The 24,015-nt window shown below is 38.0% G+C and carries 27 protein-coding genes and 1 tRNA gene; 17 read left to right on the plus strand and 11 right to left on the minus strand.

What is annotated here, in order from left to right; genetic code table 11:
- Positions 1-252 precede the first annotated feature (252 nt).
- Positions 253-1,098 carry a biotin synthase gene (locus A3223_RS06470; RefSeq protein WP_257639267.1) on the plus strand — a complete coding sequence of 282 codons (846 nt, stop codon included), beginning with the start codon at positions 253-255 and terminating at the stop codon, positions 1,096-1,098.
- On the plus strand, positions 1,098-1,451 hold the full coding sequence (gene crcB / locus A3223_RS06475; protein WP_084109617.1) for a fluoride efflux transporter CrcB: 354 nt from the start codon (positions 1,098-1,100) through the stop codon (positions 1,449-1,451). The genes A3223_RS06470 and crcB overlap by 1 nt, the downstream gene beginning before the upstream one ends.
- A 419-nt stretch (positions 1,452-1,870) precedes the next feature.
- Here the strand turns inward: crcB and A3223_RS06480 are convergent, their stop codons facing one another.
- Complete coding sequence (locus A3223_RS06480; protein WP_084109668.1) at positions 1,871-2,353, minus strand: hypothetical protein; 483 nt, start codon at positions 2,351-2,353, stop codon at positions 1,871-1,873.
- A gap of 117 nt (positions 2,354-2,470) precedes the next feature.
- Here A3223_RS06480 and A3223_RS06485 point away from each other — a divergent pair, with 117 nt between their 5' ends.
- From A3223_RS06485 to A3223_RS06495, 3 genes are read left to right on the plus strand one after another with little or no spacing between them, the layout of a single operon-like run.
- Complete coding sequence (locus A3223_RS06485) at positions 2,471-3,634, plus strand: cation:proton antiporter (RefSeq protein ID WP_084109618.1); 1,164 nt, start codon at positions 2,471-2,473, stop codon at positions 3,632-3,634.
- A gap of 2 nt (positions 3,635-3,636) precedes the next feature.
- Entirely contained in the window at positions 3,637-4,914 is a 1,278-nt protein-coding gene (locus tag A3223_RS06490) for a citrate synthase (protein WP_084109619.1), read from the plus strand.
- Positions 4,911-5,717, plus strand: a complete 807-nt coding sequence (locus A3223_RS06495; protein ID WP_084109620.1) for a 3'(2'),5'-bisphosphate nucleotidase CysQ family protein — start codon at positions 4,911-4,913, stop codon at positions 5,715-5,717. Before A3223_RS06490 ends, A3223_RS06495 begins: the two co-directional genes overlap by 4 nt.
- Positions 5,718-5,720: 3 nt before the next feature.
- On the opposite strand, the gene A3223_RS06500 is transcribed toward A3223_RS06495, so the two are convergent.
- Genes A3223_RS06500 through A3223_RS06530 form a run of 7 tightly spaced genes read right to left on the minus strand, consistent with a single transcriptional unit; the run spans position 5,721 to position 11,289 of the window.
- Positions 5,721-7,277, minus strand: coding sequence for a class I SAM-dependent methyltransferase (locus A3223_RS06500; RefSeq protein ID WP_084109621.1), 1,557 nt, complete (start codon positions 7,275-7,277; stop codon positions 5,721-5,723).
- A gap of 8 nt (positions 7,278-7,285) precedes the next feature.
- Positions 7,286-7,783: a redoxin family protein gene (locus A3223_RS06505; RefSeq protein WP_084109622.1), complete on the minus strand. Its 498-nt coding sequence runs from the start codon at positions 7,781-7,783 to the stop codon at positions 7,286-7,288.
- Positions 7,784-7,830: 47 nt separating this feature from the next.
- A complete protein-coding gene (gene modB, locus A3223_RS06510) occupies positions 7,831-8,508 on the minus strand; it encodes a molybdate ABC transporter permease subunit (RefSeq protein ID WP_084109623.1) in 678 nt (225 codons plus the stop codon).
- On the minus strand, positions 8,505-9,362 hold the full coding sequence (locus A3223_RS06515) for a sulfate/molybdate ABC transporter ATP-binding protein (protein WP_084109624.1): 858 nt from the start codon (positions 9,360-9,362) through the stop codon (positions 8,505-8,507). The genes modB and A3223_RS06515 overlap by 4 nt, the downstream gene beginning before the upstream one ends.
- Complete coding sequence (locus A3223_RS06520) at positions 9,359-9,754, minus strand: TOBE domain-containing protein (RefSeq protein ID WP_084109625.1); 396 nt, start codon at positions 9,752-9,754, stop codon at positions 9,359-9,361. Before A3223_RS06520 ends, A3223_RS06515 begins: the two co-directional genes overlap by 4 nt.
- Positions 9,751-10,506: a molybdate ABC transporter substrate-binding protein gene (gene modA / locus A3223_RS06525; RefSeq protein WP_084109626.1), complete on the minus strand. Its 756-nt coding sequence runs from the start codon at positions 10,504-10,506 to the stop codon at positions 9,751-9,753. Before modA (A3223_RS06525) ends, A3223_RS06520 begins: the two co-directional genes overlap by 4 nt.
- Entirely contained in the window at positions 10,507-11,289 is a 783-nt protein-coding gene (locus A3223_RS06530) for a TOBE domain-containing protein (protein ID WP_084109627.1), read from the minus strand.
- A 165-nt stretch (positions 11,290-11,454) separates the two neighbouring features.
- On the opposite strand from A3223_RS06530, the gene A3223_RS06535 reads away from it, so the two are divergent.
- Genes A3223_RS06535 through A3223_RS06545 form a run of 3 tightly spaced genes read left to right on the plus strand, consistent with a single transcriptional unit; the run spans position 11,455 to position 15,214 of the window.
- Complete coding sequence (locus A3223_RS06535; protein ID WP_084109628.1) at positions 11,455-12,165, plus strand: MlaA family lipoprotein; 711 nt, start codon at positions 11,455-11,457, stop codon at positions 12,163-12,165.
- 2 nt (positions 12,166-12,167) lie between these two features.
- The gene (locus tag A3223_RS06540; protein ID WP_084109629.1) at positions 12,168-12,770 is read left to right on the plus strand and encodes a Tgt2/MlaC family protein; all 603 of its coding nucleotides are present in this window, start codon (positions 12,168-12,170) and stop codon (positions 12,768-12,770) included.
- Positions 12,770-15,214, plus strand: coding sequence for an efflux RND transporter permease subunit (locus tag A3223_RS06545; protein WP_084109630.1), 2,445 nt, complete (start codon positions 12,770-12,772; stop codon positions 15,212-15,214). The genes A3223_RS06540 and A3223_RS06545 overlap by 1 nt, the downstream gene beginning before the upstream one ends.
- 7 nt (positions 15,215-15,221) lie before the next feature.
- Here A3223_RS06545 and A3223_RS06550 read toward each other — a convergent pair whose 3' ends face one another.
- Complete coding sequence (locus tag A3223_RS06550) at positions 15,222-15,797, minus strand: BON domain-containing protein (RefSeq protein WP_084109631.1); 576 nt, start codon at positions 15,795-15,797, stop codon at positions 15,222-15,224.
- A gap of 75 nt (positions 15,798-15,872) precedes the next feature.
- Here A3223_RS06550 and A3223_RS09615 point away from each other — a divergent pair.
- Positions 15,873-15,970, plus strand: a tRNA-Sec gene (locus tag A3223_RS09615).
- Positions 15,971-15,978: 8 nt separating this feature from the next.
- Here the strand turns inward: A3223_RS09615 and A3223_RS06555 are convergent.
- Together A3223_RS06555 and modA (A3223_RS06560) are read right to left on the minus strand one after the other, a co-directional pair.
- Positions 15,979-16,638, minus strand: a complete 660-nt coding sequence (locus A3223_RS06555) for a molybdate ABC transporter permease subunit (protein ID WP_084109632.1) — start codon at positions 16,636-16,638, stop codon at positions 15,979-15,981.
- Positions 16,639-16,646: 8 nt separating this feature from the next.
- Complete coding sequence (gene modA / locus A3223_RS06560; protein WP_084109633.1) at positions 16,647-17,345, minus strand: molybdate ABC transporter substrate-binding protein; 699 nt, start codon at positions 17,343-17,345, stop codon at positions 16,647-16,649.
- A gap of 125 nt (positions 17,346-17,470) precedes the next feature.
- Here modA (A3223_RS06560) and A3223_RS06565 point away from each other — a divergent pair, with 125 nt between their 5' ends.
- The 8 genes from A3223_RS06565 to eno all read left to right on the plus strand — a co-directional run bounded on the left by A3223_RS06565 (position 17,471) and on the right by eno (position 23,960).
- A complete protein-coding gene (locus tag A3223_RS06565; protein WP_084109634.1) occupies positions 17,471-18,559 on the plus strand; it encodes a nicotinate phosphoribosyltransferase in 1,089 nt (362 codons plus the stop codon).
- An 8-nt stretch (positions 18,560-18,567) separates the two neighbouring features.
- Complete coding sequence (locus A3223_RS06570; RefSeq protein WP_084109635.1) at positions 18,568-19,065, plus strand: chemotaxis protein; 498 nt, start codon at positions 18,568-18,570, stop codon at positions 19,063-19,065.
- Positions 19,066-19,177: 112 nt separating this feature from the next.
- On the plus strand, positions 19,178-19,993 hold the full coding sequence (locus tag A3223_RS06575; protein ID WP_374057436.1) for a menaquinone biosynthesis family protein: 816 nt from the start codon (positions 19,178-19,180) through the stop codon (positions 19,991-19,993).
- On the plus strand, positions 19,990-20,259 hold the full coding sequence (gene fliQ, locus A3223_RS06580; RefSeq protein WP_223154231.1) for a flagellar biosynthesis protein FliQ: 270 nt from the start codon (positions 19,990-19,992) through the stop codon (positions 20,257-20,259). The genes A3223_RS06575 and fliQ overlap by 4 nt, the downstream gene beginning before the upstream one ends.
- Positions 20,256-21,053, plus strand: a complete 798-nt coding sequence (locus A3223_RS06585; protein WP_084109637.1) for a UDP-N-acetylmuramate dehydrogenase — start codon at positions 20,256-20,258, stop codon at positions 21,051-21,053. The genes fliQ and A3223_RS06585 overlap by 4 nt, the downstream gene beginning before the upstream one ends.
- Positions 21,054-21,061: 8 nt before the next feature.
- Positions 21,062-21,550, plus strand: a complete 489-nt coding sequence (locus A3223_RS06590) for an addiction module antitoxin (protein WP_084109638.1) — start codon at positions 21,062-21,064, stop codon at positions 21,548-21,550.
- A 62-nt stretch (positions 21,551-21,612) separates the two neighbouring features.
- Positions 21,613-22,710, plus strand: a complete 1,098-nt coding sequence (gene recA / locus A3223_RS06595; RefSeq protein WP_084109639.1) for a recombinase RecA — start codon at positions 21,613-21,615, stop codon at positions 22,708-22,710.
- Complete coding sequence (gene eno, locus A3223_RS06600) at positions 22,710-23,960, plus strand: phosphopyruvate hydratase (protein ID WP_084109640.1); 1,251 nt, start codon at positions 22,710-22,712, stop codon at positions 23,958-23,960. Before recA ends, eno begins: the two co-directional genes overlap by 1 nt.
- Positions 23,961-24,015 lie beyond the last annotated feature (55 nt).

Here is a 24,015-nt window from a genome sequence, read left to right on the forward strand (position 1 = left end):
TACGAACTCATGCGGCGCAAAGTGCTATCGCATGCACTTCTAACGTGCGAAGGGCTTAGATGATTTAAAGGGGGATAAGGGGACGGCTTTGCTTCGTTAGCTCACAGCTACAAACAAACCGTAACTCAAGCCCCCTTGCCCCCCCTTGTATAAAAATAAATTTATACATTTCATCAAACTATTTTTGCAAATTCATAAATCACCCTACTTAAATTTTAAACCTATCAAAGCTATAATACGCCCCAAAAAAGGATAAAAATGAAAACAATTATGCTTTGTGCGATATGCTCCGTCACGCAGGGAAACTGCGCTGAGGACTGCGCTTATTGCACGCAAAGTGCCAAAGCTGGCGCTGATATCACGAAATTTAAAGAAAAAAGCGTGCAGCAGGTGGTGGACGAGGCCAAAATGGCTTATAAAAACCACGCTCTTGGCTTTTGCTTAGTCACAAGTGGCGCTAAGCTAAATGACAAAAAGACCGACTATATCGCTTCTTTAGCAAGAGCTGTGAGCAAAGAAGTGCCAAATTTGATGCTCATCGCATGTAACGGTATGGCAACTTACGAGCAGCTTTGTGAGCTTAAAAATGCTGGCGTTTTTAGCTACAACCACAACCTAGAAACTAGCCGCGAATATTTCCCAAAAATCTGCACAACGCACTCTTGGGACGAGCGATATCAGACAAATTTAGACGCAAAAAGGGCTGGGCTCATGCTTTGCACTGGCGGCATTTACGGCGTTGGCGAGAGCGAGGCTGACAGGGTTAGCTTTAGAGCTAGTTTAAAAGAGCTTGAGCCATTTTCGTCTCCTATAAATTTTTTCATAAAAAGTGACGCACTAAGGCTTGATCTGCCACCTCTTAGCGCGGATGAGGCCCTAAAAATCGTGCGTGAGACCAAAAGCGCACTGCCAGAAACTAGGGTCATGATAGCTGGTGGCAGAGAGAAAATTTTAGGCGAGAGACAGTATGAGATCTTCGAAAATGGCGCAGACGCGATCGTGATAGGTGACTACCTCACCGCAAAGGGCGAGAAGGCAAGCAAGGACATCGAGGAGCTTACAAAGCGCGGTTTTAGCTTTGCAAGTATCTGCCACTAATGCTTGTAAATTTACTTTTTGCGGGGCTTGGAGGCTTTATCGGAGCTGGATGTAGGTTTTTAGCTGGGGAGCTGCTAAAATTTAGCCACTTTCCCCTAGCCACGCTTGGCGTAAATGTGCTTGGCAGCTTCATTATCGGCGTTTTATTTTGCCTAAATTTAAGCCAAAGCGCGAGGGTTTTCTTGGTCGTTGGCATACTTGGCGGCTTTACCACATTTTCAAGCTTTAGCCTTGATAGTGTTAAATTTTTACTAGAAGGCGAGCTGGTAAAAGGCTTTTTAAATATCTTTTTAAACCTTGTCCTTTGCCTACTTGCAAGCTATCTTGGTATTTTGCTTGGCAAGAGTTTATGAGAGTTTGCAAATTTAATAGAGTTTAAATTTTGCTAGATTTTCTTAATCGCATGCAGTGCTTTAGCACCATTGCATGCACTTTGAACGTGCGAGGGGATTGGGGGATTTAAAAAGGGGGATAAGGGGACGGCTTCGTAACTCGAGTCCCCTTGTTTCCCTTTTGAATAAAAAAACCTAAAAATAAAAAAGTCTGTATTTTTAAAAATAGAATTTTACTATCGCGAAAATTTTAAAATTCTATTCACTCGCAAGAATTGACTACTGATTTTAGGTCTCGCAAAGCTTGCCACTAAAATCAGAGCCGAAATTACTCGTTCATGAAATTTTAAAATTTACTTGACGCTTATCTGACTTGATAAATAAAAATTTGTCGTAGTTTTTAATCGCATGCAGTGCAAAATACCACCACATCCACCTTTCTACCTAGCTTCTACCTTTGGCATCTGAAGCATAAAATTTCTAGTTTCACTTAAAAGTACAGGCTTAAGCCCATCTACCAGAGTTTTTGGATCATAAATTCTCTCATATGAAAGTATTAAAACTCCATCTTTTCTAAGTAAAAAGTGGATTATTTCTATATTTTTACTGCTTATTTCATCTTTTATGAGAGCTAAAATTTGATCATTTTCTTCGCTATAAAGCACCTCTTTAGCCTCTTTTATCTTTCTTTTTAGCTCAACAAGCATGCTTTCACTTTTTATATTTTTGTCAAATTTCACTCTAAAGCCTACAAAATGTTCATCAAAATTTTCATTTTTTAAAAAGTAAAAGCTCTCATCTTTGGCTGTATTTTTCTTATAAAAAACGCTTCCATCAAATTTAAAACTTTGAACCAAACTTAGCTCATCCCCAAAGCTAAAAATTCCAAAAAATATCAAGACAAAAAATAGAAATTTACGCATAAATTTGCACTCCAAATTTTTAAAAATTTGTCGCCATTTTGCCCAAAAATCGCTTAGCTTAATCAAAAAATAACAAAGCTTTTTATACAATCAAACATTTTTATTTTAAGGATCTTTTTGCAGTTACATCAAGCTAGCGAGCTTAGTATTCTTGTCGTTTTGGCATTTATCGTCTTTGCTTCGCCTTATATTTCTAAAATTTTACGCATTCCTGTCGCTCCTGCTGAGATAATACTTGGAGCACTGGCTAGCTACATCGGACTTGTCGGCGAGAATGAGATGTTTAAGCTAATTAGCGAAGTTGGCTTTTTCTTTTTAATGTTTCTAGCTGGCATGGAGATTGATCTTAGAATGCTTATAAACATTGACCGCAAAATTTTACGTCTGGGGCTTATCTATCTTGCGCTCATTTACTCGCTAGCAACTGCACTTACGTTTAGTCTTGATCTTAGTTTGCTTTATATTATCATTATCCCGATAATGGCCGTTGGCATGATATTTACGCTATTTAAAGAGTATGGCAGAGATGTGAAATGGCTAAATTTAAGCATGCTTATTGCAACTATTGGCGAGCTTATAAGCATTACGCTTTTGACATTTATAGCAGCCTATTTGCAGTTTGGAGCTAGTATAAATTTGTGGCTAACGATTGGCTATTTGATCTTATTTTTAGCTATCAGCGTGCTTAGCTTTAAAATTTTAGATGTGCTTTTTTGGTGGTATCCTGGGCTTAAAGTGATCCTTATGCCACACTACGACAAGGACGAAAAAGATATTAGACTAAGTATTGCGGTGTTTTTTTCGATGATTGCGCTTATGCTTTATTTGAATTTAGAAGTTGCCTTTGGCGCGTTTATCGCGGGTATGTTTATAGCGACATTTTTTGATCACAAAAAAGACTTACCGCACAAGCTTTCAAGCTTTGGATTTGGTTTTTTGGTACCGATATTTTTTATACACATAGGCTCAACCTTTAAGCTCTCAAGCCTAAGCTCAAATGAAGTGATAAAAGATGCTATTTTTATATTTTGTGCGATGCTTGCCACAAGGTTTTTTTCAAGTGTGTTATTTGCAGGAAAATTAGGATTTAAGGGGATATTTTTGTTTTCTCTCTCACAATCCATGCCGCTAACACTTCTAGTAGCAGTTGCTACTATCGCACACAGATCAGGTGAGATAAGTGATTATTCTTACTCATCTTTTATCCTAGCAAGCCTAGCTCAAGCTATAATAGGGACAATAATTATAAAATTTCTAATGCAATCAAGAAGTAAGGAGTAAAAATGTCATCAAATACAGCTACGCTAACTGATAACAGAACTGGCAAGAGTTACGAGTTTCCTATACTAAAAGGCACTATGGGACCTGATGTGATAGACATCTCGACATTTTTTAGTGATACTGGAATGTTTACTTTTGACAGAGGTTATACTTCAACTGCGATGTGTCGCTCAGCGATAACTTATATAGACGGCTTAAAAGGCGAGCTAATGTATAGAGGTTATGATATCGCGTATTTGGCTGAAAATAAGACATTTTTAGACGTGGCATACTTACTCTTAAACAAAGAGCTTCCAACAAATGATCAGTATATAAATTTTAAAACCGAGCTTAAAAAAAGAAGCTTTATACATGAAGGCATGATGAAGCTATTTGACGCATTTCCAGATAAAGCTCACCCTATGGCGATCTTACAAGCAGCAGTATCAGCGCTAAGTGCGTTTTACTCAGACCACCTAAATATGGATAAACCTGAAGAGTATCACGAGATGGCTATGCGTATAATCGCTAAAATTCCAACGATCGCGGCCTTTAGTTACCGCTACTCACGCGGGCTTCCTATCATATATCCAAATTTAGATCGTGGCTTTACTGAAAATTTCCTCTACATGATGAGGGGCTATCCATATGAGCATGTCGATCTTAAACCAATCGAGATAAAAGCGCTTGACACGGTCTTTATGCTGCACGCAGATCACGAGCAAAACGCTTCAACTACGACTGTTAGAACCGTTGGCTCAACGCACGCTCACCCATACGCATGTATAAGTGCGGGCATCGGCGCACTTTGGGGCTGGGCTCATGGCGGCGCAAACGAGGGTGTCATCCGCCAGCTTGAAGAAATAGGCTCGGTAGCAAACGTTGATAGATACATCGCTAGAGCAAAGGATAAAAATGATCCATTTAGGCTAATGGGCTTTGGCCACAGGGTCTATAAAAATTTTGACCCTCGCGCAAAAGTGCTCAAAAAAATGAGAGATCAGCTCATGGACGAGATAGGCATCAACTCAGAGCTTATCAAGATCGCAAACCGTATCGAGGAGATCGCGCTAAATGATGACTACTTTGTAAGCAGAAATTTATATCCAAACGTTGATTTTCACTCAGGGCTCATCCTAAAGGCGCTTGGCATACCAAATAATATGTTTGCCGTAATCTTTGTCATCGGTAGGACGCCAGGCTGGATCAGCCAGTGGATCGAGCTAAAAGAGCAAGATACGATAAAGATCGTCCGCCCAAGACAGCTTTATGTTGGAGAGACAAACAGAACACCAAAATGAGTGAGCTTCTAAATTTAGCTAAAAAAGCAGCCGTTAATGCTGGAGCACAAATAATGAAATTTTACTCTGCAGATAATACGGCTCTTAAAGTCTGCCTAAAAGATGATAGCTCACCGCTAACTAGCGCTGATCTAGCCGCAAATGAAGCGATAATAAAAATTCTAAGCAAAAGCGGGATAAAAATTTGCTCTGAAGAGAGCATCTTGCAAGAGAGTGACAAAGATGAGTTTTGGCTCGTAGATCCTCTTGATGGCACGAAAGAATTTCTAGCTAGAAACGGCGAATTTTGCGTTTGCATAGCGCTTATAAAAAAAGCTAGGCCGGTGCTTGGCGTGATATTTATCCCAGTTAGTAAAGAGCTTTTTTATGCTGATGAAAATGGCGCTTTTAAAGAAATTTTAGATAACAATGATGAAATCATAAGCAGAGTTGATTTAAACAAAAAAGATAAAAATTTAGACAATCTAATCTTTTCAAGCAGAAGAGGCGACGCCAAAGAGATAGAATTCATAGGACAGAGCCTAAATTTTGAGCAAAGGTGCATCGGCTCAGCCATAAAATTTTGCCGTTTGGTTGAATTTGGTGGAGCTTATTTGAGATTTGCCCCAAGCTACCTTTGGGACAATGCTGCAGGAGAAGCGCTCGTAAATTTTTGTGGCGGAAAAGTATTTGACGCTAATAGTAGCAAAGAGATGAGCTATGAGCTCGCTGATTTAAAAAGTCCATTTTTCATAGCTCTCTCAAAAAATACGCTAGATCTAAAAGATAAAATCACACAACTATATAAGCAAAGTAAAATTTAAACCTTAAATTTCTTCTAGTAGATAAAGCATGCTAGCTATTTTTGCTGTGCCTAGCACGTAACTCATTATGTTTGCTGCGACTTTATCTTTTCTAAGCACTTTGCCATTTATATCAAATATATCTTCGTTGTTCTCTTTGATAAATTTCAAAGCTTTTGCTGCGACATCTTCTAAGCTATTTTTACCATCAAGCAATAAAAGTATGTAATAATCGATATTGTTAAGCTTTCTTGAAATGCTAAATTTATTAGCAAAAACAACATCGGCATTATTTTTATGATTTAAAAAATATCTTACATAATTTATTAAATTTTGACTAAGCCTTGAGTGTCCAGGCCTATACTCGATATTTTTTTGCTCATCTTTTAAGATCATTGCATCAGACGAGTTTGTTAAAATCCTTACAAAAGCGCTATAAACCATAAGCTTATCTTCTGGCAAAATTTCTAAAATCTGAGAAAGGTTTATGCTGGCTGGATACATCTTATAAAAGACCTCGCAAAGCCATGATATATCTTGTGGCATAGCACCATAACTATCTTGCCACTGGTTATCTTTCTTTATAAAATCTGCCACAACGTGAATTTTATTAATATCGCTTGGGCCTATTTGTTTATTGGCTATGCTCTCATAAGTTTTGCTATGGACTATTAGGCTTTGTCTAAATACTTTGTTGCTAATCATATCCATGAATTGCTCTAGATCGATTCTGTCCTTAAACTTGTTATTTTTGTATTCATCTACTACGGCTGTGCCAACATCTGGGGTAAAAATATCATCAAGCGTATACTCACAAAGATAAGTAAGCTCATTTTTGGCAAGCATGGCATTAAAATCTTTAAAATAAAATGGATCATTTGTATATTCTAAAAACTCATGAGCTATGTAAAAGTCATCTTTTGAGAGCACATGTTCTGTTACAAAAAGAAGCATCTTAAGGGGTATTTTTCCCTCATAAATTTCTTCATTTCTTGTTAGCAAATATTCTTTATAGACCAAAAGTGCTTCTTTGGCTGCTTTTAACCTCTCTTGCATGCTCTCTTTATCTTTTGCGGCAAGTAGCATTATATCTCTTACGATATCTTTTACTTTCCAGCCAGGATAAACATTATAAGAGATAAACGCCACGCCATTTGCACTTAAATTCTCTCTTACGACTTTTAATATAGCTTCTTTTACAAAGTCAGGCACCCAGCTAAAAACACCATGAGCAATGATATAGTCAAATTTCTCATCGCTTTTAAATTCGCAAATATCGCCGTGTATAAGCTCTAAATTTGTAAGCCCCATCTCTTTAACGATCTCTTGCCCTCGCCTTATCTGCTCGCCGCTAAGATCTATGCCAACTACTTTTGCATTTTTGTTATTTACTGCAAATGGGATCAAATTTCCGCCAAAGCTACATCCTATCTCTAAAACTCTTGCATTTTCACATGGCGGTGGAGTTATGCCAAGAAGTGTCGCACAAGCTTCAAGCCTATATGGCGATGATTGGGCAAAAGCTATTGATTTATAAGTTAGCTCGTCATAAGACTTTTCGATTTTGCTATTTTGGCTCATTTTAGCTCCTAGTAGTCTTTTTCTTTGATTTTTTCTAGCATATTTTTAGCATCATTCTCAGGATCATCCACTATATATGCGTGCCTTACCTTGCCATCTTTTATGATAAGTGTTTGTCTAAAGTAGAATTTATGGCCATTTGATGCAGAAAAAACTGGAAGTTCAAGTGCTTTCTCAAGCATAAACTCACTATCATTTAAAAACATAACTCCAGCTGAAGTTTCTTCTTGAAATTTCTTTTGAGCTGCTATATCTTGGGAGCCAATAGCTATGACCATAAAACCAAGATCGTTAAAATCTTTTAAAAATTTCTTATAGTTTATCGCTTGTTTGGTGCAGCCTTTCATGCCCACAGTATTTTGCAATTGCTCGCTTAAAAGGCTAAAGTCCTCGCCTATCTTTGGGTAGATAAAAATGACGCAGTCATGCGTTCTTACAAAGGCAGAGAAATCAAATTCCTTACCGTCTAAGGCATTTAAATATATACTTGTAGGCACTTTTATCATACTTCATCCTTTAAAATTTTTACTATTATATCTTTATAAGCTTTGTCTTAAGCTTTTTTAGAATTTAAAAGATAAACTACGAAAAGAACAAAAAAGCTAATTATTAACATCAAAAGTGCATAGATATGAGCTTTGGTGTAATCAAGCATCTCAACCGCTTCAAATATCGCAATACTTGCAACCTTGCTCTCTCCAGCTACGCTACCGCCTATCATTAAAACAACACCAAACTCACCCATAGTGTGAGCAAAACTAACGACAGTAGCTGTTAATAAATTTGATCTGATACTTGGCAAAATCACCCTAAAAATAGTCGTGAGCTTATTTTTACCAAGACTATAGCTCGCTTCAAAAAGGCTCTTTTTTAGGCTATTTAGCCCAGCATAAATCGGACCAAACATAAATGGCAATGAATAGATACAACTTGCCACAACAAGACCTGTGAAGTTAAAAACAAGCCTAACTCCAAAAATTTCCTCGATAAATTTACCAAAGGCCGAATAAGGTGAAAGAAAAATGAGCAGATAAAAGCCAAGAACGCTTGGTGGCAAAACTAAAGGCAGTGAGATTACTGACTCTAAAAATGATTTGCCGAAAAATTTTTTCTGAGACATAAAATAAGCAAGTGCAATGCAGACAAAAAATAAAATAAAAGTTGTTATGAAAGATAATTTTAGTGATAACCAAAATGGCTCGTAATCGATACTTTTTAACTCGTCTATCATGCTTTTTCCAAATTTACGCTAAATGCTTTTGTGCTAACTACTACCATATCGCCTGCTTTTAGATTCATTGCTTCGTTGCTACTTAGCACCACTTCACAAATTTGGCGGTTTATTAATACATTTGCCACGTAAATAGCATCACGTTTTTTTATCTCTAAAATTTTAGCGTTAAAGGCAAATTTCTGCGATCCTGCACTCTTTAAAAATATCTCACTTGCGCTACCTGATCTTGAAATTTTTCCATTTTCAAGGACAAAGACTTTATTGCAAAGCTTATAAATTTCAGCGATATCATGACTTACTAAAATAATGCTCATCTTAAACTCATCATGAAGTGCGAGTAAATAGTCTTGAAGTTTCTCACGCATAGCATTATCAAGTGCACTTAACGGCTCATCAAGTAGTAAAATTTTAGGCCTTCGCATGACGGCACGGGCAAGTGCTACGCGTTGTTTTTGGCCGCCAGAAAGAGTGCTGATCTTTGCGTTTTTTAGGCTTGTTAGACCGCAGATATCAAGAAGTTTATTTGCTAGGCTTATGTCATCTTTTGCAAAGAGTAAATTTTTAAAGACATTCATATTTTCAAACAATGCATAATCTTGAAATAAAAAGCCAATATTTCGTTTTTGTGGAGCTAAATTCCTCTTTTCATCAAAGAAAATTTTATCCCCAACCTTTATAAATCCGCTTTGTGGCGTTTCAAAACCAGCAATCAATCTTAAAATAGTAGTCTTCCCGCCGCCGCTTGCTCCATAAAGTGCGACAAAATCACCACTTTCAAAGCTAAAGTCTGCTTCTAGCATAAATTTGCCATCGCCACCATTTAGCTCTTTTTTGCAAGAAATTTCTATCATTTTTGAGTACTTATATGAATACTAGTAGATTTTATATAGGCAAAAACACTATCATTTTTACTCAAATTTAGCGCTTTTAAAGCGTGATTTGAAATGATAGCTTCGAAGTGGATTTGATCGCACTTTAGACCAACAATACTTAAAACTTCACCAAAATTTATGGCTTGTACTACACATTTTAATTCATTCTCAAGCGAGCTGGCGTCAAGTTTGTTTTTTGCCAAGACAACATCTGAGCTTTTAAAACCTAAGCTAATCTCATCATCTAAGGCGAATTTGCTAGCCTCATTCAAGACTAGCATAAATAAATTTGCCTCTAAATTTAGACCCTTTAGCTCAAATAAGTTAACGTCATCTTTAGTTAAAATTCCAACGATCTTTGCTCTTATCATTTAGCTGGAACGTTGTAACCAAATTTATTGAAAATTTCTCTTGATTTATCACCTAAGATAAACTCATAAAATGCTTTTGCATCATCATTTTTTTCAGCATGTTTTAGAAGAACGATACCTTGATCTATCGGAGTGTATAGCTCTTGTGGAACAAGGATGTAATTAACGCCCTCTTTGTATTTTGACATTTTCTCATCAAAAAGTGCGCTAGCAGCGATAAAACCTACATCAGATGCACTTAATGCCTGAGATAGAGTTTCAGAAATTTTTTGAGCATAGACGATATTTTTTTCTACTTCGTCATAAAGTTTTGCGTTTTTAAGAGCCTCTATACTAGCTTTGCCGTATGGTGCAGTTTGTGGATTTGCGATAGAGATCGCTTTTAAGCCACGAACAACTTCAATACCTTTTTTGAAATCAACATTTCTAATAGAAAAAAGAGCAACAGCACCTTGTGCATAAACTTTTGGAGCAGCTACTGCAAATCCTGTGTCATAAGCCTTTTGTGCAAAGCCCATATCAGCAGCCATAAAGATATCAGCTGGAGCTGAGTTTTGGATCTGAGTAACAAGACCACCGCTTGCGCCAAGAGTTAGGTTGATCTTAGCGTCTGGATGAAGCTTATTAAACTCTTTTATAAGCTCTGGAAATGCGTATGTTGTGTTTGCTGCTGCATATACATTTACTTCAGCGCCAAATGCGTTTATGGCAAGCAAAGCTGTCACACATAAAAATTTAAAAGCTTTTCTCATTTAAACTCCTATAATGATTTGAGATGATTTTACTATTGCTAAAAGTGTATCGCCAACACCTATTTTCATCTGGATAGCACTATCTTTTGTGATGATGGCAGTTAAAGTCTGCTCATCGCTTAGTTTTAGTGTGATTTCAGCATTTACAGCACCTATCTTTGCTTCGATCACCTCGCCTTTTAATTGATTTTTTGTGCTTATTTTTATATCTAGATCCCTAGCCAAAATAACAGCTGGAGCTTTAAAAATATAAATAACTTTTTGTCCAACTTTTAGGCCTAAATTTTTCTCACTTTCAACCGTGATGTTTGACTCAAGCGTGCAGCCATTACTTAGTTTTGCAATTATTTGAGAATTTACCGCACCGCGGTTTATGCCAATAATCTCGCATGAGAGCTGATTTCTAGCACTTAAGTTCATATTCATTCTTTGAAGATTTACAATATCTACATCCTCAAAATCTACTTTTTGACAAATTTTTTGTAAAAAATCCTTTTGAGTCTCAAGAATGGCATCATAAATTTTTATCAGTTTATTGGCATACTCGCTTAGCTCAGAGCCACTATTTTTTTTATTTCCATCAGCTCTAATAATAAGCGGCTTACTACTTTTGTTATTTATCGTATCAAGGCAGTCCCAAGCATTTTTGTATGATATGCCAACCAATTCTGCCGCTTTTGTGATACTCTTTGTCTCTTTTATAGCCTTTAATAATGTAATATGTTTAGCTAAAACCTGTGTATCTTCGCCTAAAAATAGTTCTAAATTTATATCTGCTTTCAAAATTTTTACCTTTACTATATTAGAGAATAATTTGTGAAGTATATCTAATTATATTAATCCTTAAGCTTAAAGATTTAAGCCAATTTATAAATTTCTCTTAATTTCTTGTAAAGTTTTTAAAAGATAAAATCAAGCTACATTTTATAAATAAAAATAAGGCTTAGTATGAAATTTTTGCTTTCTATCTTTTTTAGTTTGCTTTTAGCCTGTGCTAATACTGACATAAATACGAATAGCGAAAACGACGAATTTGATGTTGAATTTGAAGCAAGAAAAGATGTTTTTGACCCGCTTAGTGGTTACAATAGAATGATGACACACGCAAATGACTTTATCTATGTAAATATGCTAACTCCGGTGGCAAAAGGCTATGCCTACGTTGTGCCAAAAACAGCTAGAACAATGGTTTCAAATTTCTTTGACAACCTGCTTTTCCCAGTTCGCTTTGTAAATAACTTACTTCAGTTTAAATTTCAAAATGCTGGTGAAGAGACATTGAGATTTTTAGCAAATACGATAATAGGCTTTGGCGGACTAACAGACGGAGCAAAATACTACAACCTCAAAGCTCACGATGAGGATTTTGGACAAACGCTTGGATATTGGGGGCTTGGCAGCGGTTTTCATATCGTTTGGCCACTTATTGGACCATCAAATTTAAGAGATACTGGTGGCATGGTCGGAGATTATTTTACTGATCCTATTAGCTACGTTGATCCCATACTTTTATCAACTGGCATCAAGTCATATAGAGCGTTTAATAGCTTTTCACAAGATCCAACTGCTTATGAAAAACTAAGAAAAGATGCTATTGATCTTTATCCATTTTTACGCGATGCTTACGAGCAAAGACGTGACAAGCTTATCAAGGAGTAAATATGAAAATTTTAAAAATTCTAACTATGATTTTACTTTTTACAACTAGCCTTTTTGCTATTTCAAAAGAGCAGATCAAGCCTGAAGTAGAGATGAAAACAACAAAGGTTATTGAAATTTTAAAAGATACAAATTTAGACAATAACGCAAAGACAAAAGAAATTTTTGCTCTTCTTGATCCATTTTTTGACTATAAACAAATGGCAAAGATAAGCCTTGGCAAACGTTACAACAGTCTAAGTAGCGATGAACAGGCTAAATTTGACGCAGCATTTGAGCAAAAACTAAAAGGCTCATACATAGATAAACTTTTAGGATACAAAGACCAAGAGATACATATAACTGGTGAGAGCGAACCTCAAAAAAATAGATACTGGCTAACATCTGAGCTTGTAAATGATGGCAAGAGCTACGAATTTGTCTATAAATTTTATGACGCTAAAGAGCGTGGTTGGCTCATTTACGATCTTGATATCGTTGGCGTAAGCATCATTCAAACATACAGAAGCCAGTTTGGCGATGTGCTAAATAACGCTGATTTCAATACTCTTTTACAAAAGCTAAACGAAGCTGTTTTGCCTGATCAAAATAAAACCAACCCTTAATGCGACAAATTTTTAAATTTATCATTGCTAGAAACAAGCTTATTATTGCTCTGATTTTAGCTTTAAGCGTAGTTTTTGGCTATCTTAGTACCAAGCTTAGCGTCGATGCTTCAGCTGAAACGCTACTACTTGAGCATGATCCTGACTTAAAAGCTTATAGAGAGATAGCTAAACGCTACGACTCACCTGGATTTTTAGTGGTTGCTTTTACTCCAAAAGATGATCTTTTTTCACCTAAAAATTTAGAACTTATCAAAAATTTAGGCGATGAACTAGCTAAAAACGATATGGTAAATAGCGTCATCTCTATAATAAATATTCCGCTTTTAAATAGTGTAAAAGGCGGGATTACTGGTATCTTAGATCATACTCCAACGCTGCAAGATAAAGATATAAATATTTCAAAAGCAAAGCTTGAGTTTGCCAAAAGTCCGATTTACAGCGGAAATTTGATAAGCAATGATCTAAAAACCACAGCAATTGCTCTAAATTTAAAACAAGATGAAAAATTTAATGAGCTTGTAAATGAGAGAAATTTACTTAGCCAAAAAGAGTTAAACGGCACTATCACACAAGCTGAGCGACTTAAGCTAGAGGCTCTTGCCTATGAGTTTAAAGCCTACCGAGATGAGCTTAGAAAAAGCGATCACGAAAACCTTGAGGCCATAAAAGCAACCATAGCTAAATTTAACGCAAATGACGAGCTATTTTTAGGCGGTGCAAATATGATCGCCGATGATATGATAGGCTTTATAAAGAGCGATCTTTTAGTCTATGGCTTAAGCGTACTTGCTCTTCTTAACTTTAGTTTGTGGCTATTTTTCAGACAGATTAGATGGATAGTTTTGCCGATGTTTATATGTGCCGTAAGTGTCATTTTTACGACCGGAATTTTTGGCATATTTGACTGGGAAGTGACGGTCATTAGCTCAAACTACATCGCGCTTCAGCTCATCATTACTATTTCAACAGTCATCCATCTAGTCGTTAGCTATAGAGAATTTTACGCAAAGCATCCAAAATATAGCCAAAATCAGCTAATTTATCTAACGCTTCGTGATAAATTCTCTCCATCTTTTTGGGCGATATTTACCACGGTTATTGGCTTTAGCTCGCTTATGAGTGCTGACATAAAGCCAGTTATCATGCTTGGCATTATGATGAGCACTGGCATTAGTGTTTCGCTTGTGCTTGCGTTTTTGCTATTTGGTGCGATAAATGTAAATTTAGAAAAATTAGCTCCTATTAGAACCTTTGAAAATAGCTTTAAATTTACAAAATACTGCGCGAATTTAGCTCTAAACTCAAGAAAGATTATCTACGTAGTTTGCGCTCTAGTTGTCTGTTTTGGTGTTTATGGTATCAGCAAGATAAAGGTTGAAAATAGCTTCATTGGCTACTTTAAAGAAAGCACAGAAATTCGCCAAGGAATGCAAGTTATTGATACCAAACTTGGCGGCACGATACCAGTTGATGTGATAGTGAAATTTAAAGAGCAAAAACAAGATAAAAATACCGAGCAAGATGAGTTTGAAAATGAGTTTGAAAGTAATGCCAAGGATGCGAAATACTGGTTTAATAGCTATCACACAAGGGTTGCTGAGAAGATTCACGACTATATAAAAGAGCAAAAATTTGTCGGACACGTAAGCTCGCTAGCAACCCTTATAAAAGCCATAAAAGAGCTAAATAACGGTGCGAGTGATGATTTTTTATTAGCTGCAATGTATGAGAAATTACCACAAAATTATAAAAATATCTTATTAAGCCCCTATGTAAGCGTTGAAGATGATGAACTTAGATTTAGTATAAGGATCGTCGATAGCGACTCTGAACTTAGACGAAATTTATTTCTAAAGGAGCTTAGAGAAGGGCTAGCACAGCTTACTAAAAATGACAATGTAAGTATAGAAGTTGCCGGCATGATGGTGCTTTATAACAATATGCTTCAAAATTTACTTAGCTCACAAGTTGATACTTTTGGACTAACTGTCGCTATACTTTTTATCATATTTTGCTTTATTTTTAGAAGCATAAAGCTAGCAACCATTGCGATAATTTCAAATTTAATCCCGCTTTGCACACTCTTTGGTGTGATGGGATTTTTTGGCATTCCGCTTGATGTGATGAGTATAACGATCGCAGCCATTAGTATAGGTATCGGCGTTGATGATATCATTCACTACATACACCGATTTAAAGAAGAAATGCTTACAAAAAGCGTTTTTGAGAGTATTAAAGCTGCTCATGCAAGCATCGGATATGCGATGTATTACACATCGTTCACTATTTTTCTTGGCTTTAGTGTGATGATAACTAGTAACTTTATCCCAACTATATATTTTGGCTTACTAACTGATCTTGTTATGGTATTTATGCTTCTTGGTGCGCTAATCATCTTGCCAAGCCTTATTGCAAGCTTTGTAAAAAAGCGCGATATTTAAGCTAAATTTATTTGATAACTTTAATAAATGAGTAGACATCGGCCACGCCGTCAATGTGCTTAGCGTACCAAATAGCATGTTTTTCTTGTTCAATGCTATCAACTACGCCGCTAAATACAACATCACAGCCAACTATGCTAACACGCACATTTGTGCCCTCAACTATACTATCTTTAAAAAGATTTTGCTTTAAGTTTGCAAGAATTTTTAGACTATCGCATGGATATTCTGGCTTTTTGATACGAAGATAGGTATAAATTTTTCGCACACCATCTGTACTTTTGGCTAGTTCTACTAGCTTATCTTCAAGCTCTTTACTATCAACAAGTCCGATCAGATAAGCATCTCCGTAAAAAACCTCTATCTCGATATCGATATTGCTAAGTCCTTTTGAAAACAAAATTTTGCTTTGCAATTTGCTTTGTATAAATTTATCTCTTGTGATCGAGTAAATACCACGTTTATCACGTGAAATAGAGTATGCATCATATACATTTAGCGGTGCAGTTGCTGGAGAAAGAACCGAAGAGCAAGAGCAAAAAAATAGAGCTAAAAATGTAAAAACGCTAAATTTTAAAATCAGAAATCCTTTTGTAATTTCAAAAAGTTTATAGAAAATGGGCTAAAATTTATCTAAATCTGCTAGAATAACGCACACGGAGGATAAAGTAATCTGGTGATGCTCACGGGCTTCAAACCCGATGACTGGGCGGTTGACCGTCTGGTGGGGAGTTCGATTCTCTCATCCTCTCGCCACTCTCATTTTAAATTTTACTTTTATCAAGCAAATTTATAATCCCAAACAAAATAAAGCTTAATACAACCAAAACAAGGCTTAAAATCAGCGCTTCATCACTTTTGCCATCGTATACGGCATTATAAATGGCAAGCGAAATAGTGTCTGTTTTGCCTATGATATTGCCACCCAAAATTAGTGTTATGCCAACCTCGCCAAGCCCACGCGAGATCGCTAGAACAAAAGCCGATGCTACGCTTTTCGCAACGCATGGAAAGAGCACGAAAATAGCTGTTTGAAATTTATCTTTCCCAAGGCTGTATGCTGCTTCACTTAGGCTTTTTGAAAGTGAGCCAAGAGCAGAAGCGACAGGCTTTACAAATAGTGGTAAAGAGGCTATAAAAGCAGCTAGCACAAGAGCCTTAAAACTAAAAATAATTTCTAAATTTAAAGCCTTGCCGACGATACCATTTTTGCCAAGCAGATAAAGCAGTAAAAATCCAGTCGCAATGGGCGGAAAGATGAGTGGAAAAGTTACGATCATCTCTAAAATAGCTCTAAGCTCTGTCTTACTAAAAGCTAAATAATAAGCTAAGGCCAGCCCAAAAATGATAAGTAAAGCCCCTTGGCACAAAACGACCTTTATGCTTAAAAATAGCGGGTCAAACAGCCAAGAGAGCTCTTGCAAATTTCGCCTTATCTTATGCCAAATTTAGTGTAAATTTCTTTTGATCTCTCGCTTTTTAGCTCATTTATAAATTTCTCACAATCAGCCTTTTTATCGCATCCTTCAAGCTTCGCAGCTACAATGTTTGCTGGAGCGTAAAGCGATTTGTCTATCAAAATAAAACTGCCAAATTCGTCTTTATGTACATTTAGTTCGGTCTGATTAATAAATCCAGCATCAACTTCGCCGTTTAATACATAAGTAACGACTTGTGGCACGCCGGCAACCGCTAAAATTTTATCCTTTAGCTCGCCACTTAAATTTGCTTTTTGCATAAATTCATTCGCTCTTTTACCATAAACTGTCTTTACAGCATCTGGCATAGCGATCTTAGAAAGAGTTTTTAGCTCATCAACTTTTTCTATTTTCACACCTTTTTTAGTAGCTAGCACCAAAGCGCCTGAGCCTAAATTTACGTATTCAGCAATCTTTAGATCAGACTTTTTCAAAAAGTCTTCATCGCCCACGATCACGTCAGTTTTGCCCTCTTTTGCCTGCGCCATGATCGCTGTGATATTTGCAAAAGAAGTGTCGATATTTACGCCATCTTTTTTGAGATTTTGTGCGACTGCCTCAACTATCTTTTTATATCCGCCACCAGCACTTACTAGCAAATTTTCATTGCCAAATGCAAAAATTGCAACCATTAAAAGTAAGAACTTTTTCATATTTTTCCTTTAAAAGTAAAATTTCAAGATTTTATAAAATATACTCTTATACATTCTTAAAATATATTTTTATAATTTTTACTTTTCTACCAAAATGCTATAATCACGATAAAAAAAGGACAGACATGAACGAACTTGAGCTAAAGATGCAAGGCAAGATAGATAGGCTAACAGACAAGACCTTTATGCTAGATCCAAGGATCGGTGAGGGCTACTTTACGGCGAAATATTTTCTAAAAGTAAATGAGATAATTAAGCAAAATTTACCTGATCAGCATGTGACGATGCAGTTTTTCCAAAGGCGCGATGATATCGTGCTTTGCGGCATTGACGAGGTTTTAGCCATCATCAATAAATTTGCCAAAGACCCAAGCGAGCTTGAAATTTATGCGCTTAATGATGGCGATATCATAAACGTAAACGAGCCAGTTTTAAAGATAAGCGGCAAGTATGAGAATTTCGGCTTTTTAGAAAACGTGATCGACGCGACCCTTACTAGAAGAAGCTGCGTGGCGACAAATTCAAGAGACGTGATAAGAGCGGCAAATGGCAAGGATGTTTTTAGCATGGCAGACAGGCAAGATGACATCTGCACGCAACCAGGCGACGGCTATGCATCATTTGTAGGCGGCATCAAAAAGGTCGCTACAGATGCTCAGGGTGAGCTTACGGGGCTAAAAGGTGGTGGTACCATGCCTCATGCACTCATTCAAATGTGCGGCGGGGATATAGTAAAAGCCTCAGAAATTTATGCTAAAACCTTTGAAAATGAGAAGATCACGGCCTTAGTGGACTATAATAACGACGTGATCACAGATGCATTAAAGGCTGCAAATGCCCTAAAAGAGAGGCTTGGCGCGGTTAGGGTTGATACTAGTAAAAATTTGATAGATAAATATTTTGAGGACAAAGATACGAGCAAATTTGACCCACATGGCGTTTGCAAGGAGCTTATATTTGCTCTAAGAGAGGCGCTTGATAAAGCTGGCTTTAAATACGTTAAAATCGTTGTTAGCTCAGGTTTTAGTCCTAAGATTATAGAAGATTTTGAAGCTTATAACACGCCGGTTGATACTTATGGCGTGGGAAGTTATCTTGTTAAAAATGACATTTGTGGCTTTACAGGCGATTTAGTCGAGCTAAACGGCAAAGATGAGGCTAAATTTGGTAGAAAGAATTTCGCTTCAGATAGGCTAAAGAGAGTGGAATTTTAAGAGAAAAGATGAAATTTATAAAAATTTTAATATTTCTAGCGCTTTTACTAACCGCTTGCACCGCCGCAAACTACGCTAATGCCTTTGAAAAGGTTGGCATCCTTGAAGACGGAGTTTATCGCTTTAGCCAAAATGGCATCGGGCTCAAAAAAGACCTGCTTGTAAAGGTGATCTCGGTGCAAAACGCAGAAATTCCTCACAAAAGGATCATCTCCATGCTAAATATCCCTAAAAAATCTAAAATTATAGACTTTAAAACAAGCGATGCTGGCGTAATAGTGTGGCCATTTTACGAGTTTGAGGGCAAATTTATAACGACAATAATCGTTGAAAATATAAAAAAAGAAGATAGCGATCAAAAACTGCTTAAGATGCTTGAACTTAAGCATCCGTTTTACTCAACGCTCCAAGCGCGAAGGAAAGGTGCTAAAGACGCCATAGACGTGAAATACGTGCTAAATTTCAAAGAGGCAAAGCTGGTAAAATCGTTTCAAAACCACCCTTAAAACTTTATTTTAAATAAATTTCATTAAAATGGCGTAATCAAAAAAAGGATCATCTTTGCACAATCTAAAAACCATAAACGTCGCTCACTCGCCGGACGCTGACGATATTTTCATGTATGCCGCAGTCAAATTTGGCTGGGTTAGCAGTAAAAATTTAGCCTTCACATCAAAGGCGCTTGATATAGAAACGCTAAACGAAGAGGCGCTAAAAGGCACTTACGAGGCAACAGCGATCAGCTTTGCGCTCTATCCTAAAATTTGCGATGAATTTGCACTTTTGCGCTGTGCGGTGAGCTTTGGCAATGGATATGGCCCAAAACTTATCAAGCTAAAAGATAAGCAGCTAAAGCGAAATTTCAAGGTCGCGCTATCTGGCAAAAACACGACAAATGCCCTGCTCTTTCGTATAGCCTACCCAGAGGCAAGGATCGTTTATAAAAATTTCTTAGAGATCGAAAATGCCGTACTTAGCGGCGAAGTCGATGCTGGCGTGCTTATACATGAAAGTATCTTAAATTTCTCAGACCAGCTCTGCGTGGAGCGCGAAATTTGGGACATCTGGAGCGAGCTAAACGGCGAAAATTTACCGCTTCCACTTGGTGGCATGGCGCTTAGACGAAGTCTGCCGATAACCGACGCGATCGAATGCGAGAGAGTGCTTAGTGAGGCCGTTAGGATCGCCACTTCACACAAGCTATTTTTATCTCACATGCTAATGGAGCGAAACCTCATCAGAGTTGGCAAAGAAGAGCTTAAAACGTATCTAAATTTATATGCAAATGACGAGTCTATAAGCATGAACGAAACGCAGCTAAAAGCGCTAAATAAGCTATATCAAATAGGCTATGACAAAGGCTTTTTTGAAAAGCCGATCGACGTAAATGACTACCTAATCCCAACTGAATACAACGAAGTAAGGTTTAGCTGATGCAAAGTACGCTTGTCTCACTTGGAGTTGAAACCTTTAAGATCGCCCTTTATATCAGCCTTCCGATGCTGCTAAGCGGACTAATCGCAGGTCTTATCATCTCCATTTTTCAAGCGACCACGCAGATAAACGAAACTACGCTAAGCTTCGTGCCAAAAATTTTGCTAGTTGTCGTTGTTATCATATTTTTGATGCCTTGGATGATCTCGATGATGGTTGAATTTACCACTCGCATGCTTGATTTTATACCGGAATTTATCCAGTGACGAGGCTTGTTGATTTTTCTAAATTTACCTCAGTTAGAATAGGCGGCGTGCATGAAATTTTCGAGGTAAATAGCCTTGAAGATCTAAGCTCGCCTCACTTTTTAGGCGCTGTGGTGATAGGCGGTGGCAACAACCTTCTTATCTCGCCAAATCCTCCAAAAATGGCGATGCTTGGCAAGAGCTTTGACTATATAAATTTAGAATGCTTCGGCGATAAAATTTGCCTTGAGATAGGAGCTGCGACAAAATCTGCCAAAATTTATAACTTCTGCAAGCAAAATAACATCGCGAACCTTGAGTTTTTAAAAAATATCCCAGGCACGCTTGGCGGACTTATAAAAATGAACGCTGGGTTGCTTAAATTTAGCATAAGCGACGACCTCACGCATGTGCGTCTAGCTCGTGGCTGGGTGGGTAAAGATGAGATAAGCTTTAGCTACCGTCACAGCGGCATAGACGAGGCTATTTTGGGGGCTAAATTTAAGCTTCAAAGCGGCTTTGACGCAAGCATCTCTGAAGCCATAAGCGCAAAAAGAGCAAATCAGCCAAAAGGGGCTAGCTTTGGCAGCTGCTTTGTTAATCCCCAGGGCCATTTTGCAGGGGCAATGCTAGAGGCAGTTGGACTAAAGGGATACGCAGTTGGCGGAGCGAAATTTAGCGAAGAGCACGCGAATTTTTTGATAAATTTTAACCACGCAAGCTTTGAAGACGCCATTAGCCTTATAAATTTGGCAAAAGCTAGAGTTTTAGAGAAATTTGGCGTAGAGCTTAAGACTGAAGTTTGCATTTTATAAGGACGATGATGAGTGAGTTTTTGAGCGAAGTTTTTACCATTTCACTTTTGTTTATAGCAATCGGGTTTTACGCCATTTATAGGGCTAAAAAGGCGCAAAGCGAGCATGAGAAAAATGTGGCTGATTATGATAAAAATTTACTAAATTTTGCCAAAATTTTAGGCGTAAAAGATCACATAGACCTAGTTAAATTTGATGAAATTTTAGTTCAGGCCTTAGAAGAAAAACTAATTTTTAAATTTAATAAATTAACCTCGCAAGAGGAATTTCTCTCTTTTATAAAAGATGAAAATTTTAAAAATAAGCCCCAAATTTCACAAAATAATATCGATAAAGTCTTTCTCACACTTTGCGCAAGCTCGCTTGTAGAGCCACTTAAGCTTGGGATACTAAAAAACGAAGATCAAATTTATGGATTTTTGTTTGAAAAAGAGCACCTTTTTGCTCTTATTGATAGCGCTGCACTGCTTGGCGAAAATATTATAATTTGCGAGTAAATCAAGTAAAATTCATCTCTTTTTAGATAAAATCAAGCCAAATTTCAACTATAAGGTAAAAAATGGCAAAAGAAAAAGATAGTGACAAAAAGATAGCTATCCCAGAGAGCGAAGCGGACAAGAAAAAGGCGCTTGAGCTTGCACTAAAGCAGATCGATAAAGCTTTTGGTAAAGGCACGCTTTTAAGGCTTGGCGACAAAGAGGTTGAGGCCATCGAGTCGATACCTACTGGCTCGCTAGGACTTGACCTAGCTCTTGGCATAGGCGGCGTCCCAAAAGGCAGGATCATCGAGATCTACGGACCAGAGAGCTCTGGTAAGACCACGCTCACGCTTCACATCATCGCTGAAGCGCAAAAAGCTGGCGGAATTTGTGCATTTGTCGATGCAGAGCACGCACTAGACGTAAAATACGCTTCAAATTTAGGCGTAAATACCGATAATCTTTACGTCTCTCAGCCTGACTTTGGCGAGCAGGCACTTGAGATCGTTGAGACACTTGCAAGAAGCGGTGCGATCGATCTTATAGTAGTTGATAGCGTCGCTGCTCTTACTCCAAAGAGCGAGATAGACGGCGATATGGGCGATCAGCACGTTGGTCTGCAAGCAAGGCTTATGAGCCAGGCGCTTAGAAAGCTAACTGGAATTTTAAGCAAGATGAAGACAACTGTTATCTTCATCAACCAAATTCGTATGAAGATCGGTATGATGGGATATGGCACGCCAGAGACCACAACTGGCGGTAATGCGCTTAAATTTTACTCATCTGTAAGAATCGATGTTAGAAAAATAGCCACACTTAAACAAAATGACGAGCCTATCGGCAACCGCACAAAAGCAAAAGTGGTTAAAAACAAGGTCGCGCCTCCATTTAAAGTGGCTGAATTTGACATCATGTTTGGCGAGGGTGTGAGCAAAGAGGGCGAGATCATCGACTATGGCGTAAAGCTCGACATCATCGACAAATCAGGCGCGTGGTTTAGCTACAAGGCCGAAAAACTAGGTCAAGGTAGAGAAAACGCCAAAGCCTACCTAAAAGAGCACCCAGAAATTTCTGATGAGATAGTAGCGGCGATAAAAGGCTCAATGGGGATCGACCACCTAATAAGTAGCGGCGCAAAAGACGAAGACGACGACACAAACGAAGTAGGAGATGAATAATGGTATTTATTGAAGATGTAGAAGCTCACGAGGTTTTAGACAGCAGAGGCAACCCAACAGTTCGTGCGACAGTTAGACTAAGCGACGGAACTGAGGCAAGCGCGATCGTGCCAAGTGGCGCAAGCACTGGTAAGCGTGAGGCGCTAGAGCTTCGCGACAAAGACGAGAGATACGCTGGCAAGGGCGTTTTAAAAGCTGTTTCAAACGTAAATGAAAAGATCGCTGAGGCGATAATCGGCCTTGATGCCTACAACCAAAAAGCAGTTGATGCGGAGATGCTTGAGCTTGATGGTACACATAACTACTCAAATTTAGGCGCAAACGCAGTCCTTGGCGTATCTATGGCGGTAGCTCGCGCAGCCGCAAAGAGCCTAAATATCCCGCTTTATCGCTACCTTGGCGGTGCAAACGCTAGCATCTTGCCAGTACCGATGTTTAACATCATAAATGGCGGCGCGCACGCAAATAACAGCGTTGATTTTCAAGAATTTATGATCATGCCATTTGGTTTTAGCACATTTAGCGAAGCACTTAGAGCTGCAACTGAAATTTATCACAAGCTAAAATCTATCCTAAACGCAGCTGGCCATAGCACTGCTGTCGGCGACGAGGGTGGTTTTGCTCCAAATTTAAAAGACAACGAAGAGCCACTAAAGCTTATCTCGCAAGCTGTAAAAGAGGCTGGATATGAGCTAGGCAGCCAAATCAAACTTGCCCTTGACGTCGCTTCAAGTGAGCTTTATAAAGACGGCAAATACGAGCTTGAAGGCAAGAAATTTAGTAGCGACGAGCTTATTAGCTACTATGAAAAACTTTGTGAAAAATATCCGATATTTTCTATCGAAGATGGCCTTAGCGAGGATGACTGGAGCGGCTGGGCTGAGCTTACAAAAAGACTCGGCGACAAAGTACAGCTAGTTGGCGACGACCTTTTTGTCACAAATGAGAAAATTTTACACGAAGGTATCGAGAAAAAGATCGCAAATGCAATCTTAATCAAGCCAAATCAAATAGGCTCAGTCACACAAACCATGCAAACTGTCCGCCTTGCTCAAAGAAACGGATATCGCTGCATAATGAGCCACAGAAGCGGTGAGAGCGAAGATGCATTCATCGCTGACTTTGCAGTCGCACTAAACACTGGCGAGATAAAGACAGGTGCTACTTCAAGAAGCGAGCGTAACGCAAAATACAACCGCTTGCTTGAGATCGAACTTGAGGCTGGAGAGTTTTTGGGGGATAATATTTGAGCGAAATTTTAGACGAATATGGCAACGCTGATGGCATATTTCATAAAATTTTAAA

This window comes from Campylobacter concisus, from assembly GCF_002092855.1.
Taxonomy (GTDB): domain Bacteria; phylum Campylobacterota; class Campylobacteria; order Campylobacterales; family Campylobacteraceae; genus Campylobacter_A; species Campylobacter_A concisus_AI.

What these genes read in the sequence shown, in the direction of transcription:
- crcB (WP_084109617.1), top strand. Translation starts at nt 1,098, where the DNA reads ATGCTTGTAAATTTACTTTTTGCGGGGCTTGGAGGCTTTATCGGAGCT.
- A3223_RS06480 (WP_084109668.1), bottom strand. Translation starts at nt 2,353, where the DNA reads ATGCGTAAATTTCTATTTTTTGTCTTGATATTTTTTGGAATTTTTAGC.
- A3223_RS06490 (WP_084109619.1), top strand. Translation starts at nt 3,637, where the DNA reads ATGTCATCAAATACAGCTACGCTAACTGATAACAGAACTGGCAAGAGT.
- A3223_RS06495 (WP_084109620.1), top strand. Translation starts at nt 4,911, where the DNA reads ATGAGTGAGCTTCTAAATTTAGCTAAAAAAGCAGCCGTTAATGCTGGA.
- A3223_RS06500 (WP_084109621.1), bottom strand. Translation starts at nt 7,277, where the DNA reads ATGAGCCAAAATAGCAAAATCGAAAAGTCTTATGACGAGCTAACTTAT.
- A3223_RS06505 (WP_084109622.1), bottom strand. Translation starts at nt 7,783, where the DNA reads ATGATAAAAGTGCCTACAAGTATATATTTAAATGCCTTAGACGGTAAG.
- modB (WP_084109623.1), bottom strand. Translation starts at nt 8,508, where the DNA reads ATGATAGACGAGTTAAAAAGTATCGATTACGAGCCATTTTGGTTATCA.
- A3223_RS06515 (WP_084109624.1), bottom strand. Translation starts at nt 9,362, where the DNA reads ATGATAGAAATTTCTTGCAAAAAAGAGCTAAATGGTGGCGATGGCAAA.
- A3223_RS06520 (WP_084109625.1), bottom strand. Translation starts at nt 9,754, where the DNA reads ATGATAAGAGCAAAGATCGTTGGAATTTTAACTAAAGATGACGTTAAC.
- modA (WP_084109626.1), bottom strand. Translation starts at nt 10,506, where the DNA reads ATGAGAAAAGCTTTTAAATTTTTATGTGTGACAGCTTTGCTTGCCATA.
- A3223_RS06535 (WP_084109628.1), top strand. Translation starts at nt 11,455, where the DNA reads ATGAAATTTTTGCTTTCTATCTTTTTTAGTTTGCTTTTAGCCTGTGCT.
- A3223_RS06540 (WP_084109629.1), top strand. Translation starts at nt 12,168, where the DNA reads ATGAAAATTTTAAAAATTCTAACTATGATTTTACTTTTTACAACTAGC.
- A3223_RS06545 (WP_084109630.1), top strand. Translation starts at nt 12,770, where the DNA reads ATGCGACAAATTTTTAAATTTATCATTGCTAGAAACAAGCTTATTATT.
- modA (WP_084109633.1), bottom strand. Translation starts at nt 17,345, where the DNA reads ATGAAAAAGTTCTTACTTTTAATGGTTGCAATTTTTGCATTTGGCAAT.
- A3223_RS06565 (WP_084109634.1), top strand. Translation starts at nt 17,471, where the DNA reads ATGAACGAACTTGAGCTAAAGATGCAAGGCAAGATAGATAGGCTAACA.
- A3223_RS06570 (WP_084109635.1), top strand. Translation starts at nt 18,568, where the DNA reads ATGAAATTTATAAAAATTTTAATATTTCTAGCGCTTTTACTAACCGCT.
- A3223_RS06575 (WP_374057436.1), top strand. Translation starts at nt 19,178, where the DNA reads ATGTATGCCGCAGTCAAATTTGGCTGGGTTAGCAGTAAAAATTTAGCC.
- A3223_RS06590 (WP_084109638.1), top strand. Translation starts at nt 21,062, where the DNA reads ATGAGTGAGTTTTTGAGCGAAGTTTTTACCATTTCACTTTTGTTTATA.
- recA (WP_084109639.1), top strand. Translation starts at nt 21,613, where the DNA reads ATGGCAAAAGAAAAAGATAGTGACAAAAAGATAGCTATCCCAGAGAGC.
- eno (WP_084109640.1), top strand. Translation starts at nt 22,710, where the DNA reads ATGGTATTTATTGAAGATGTAGAAGCTCACGAGGTTTTAGACAGCAGA.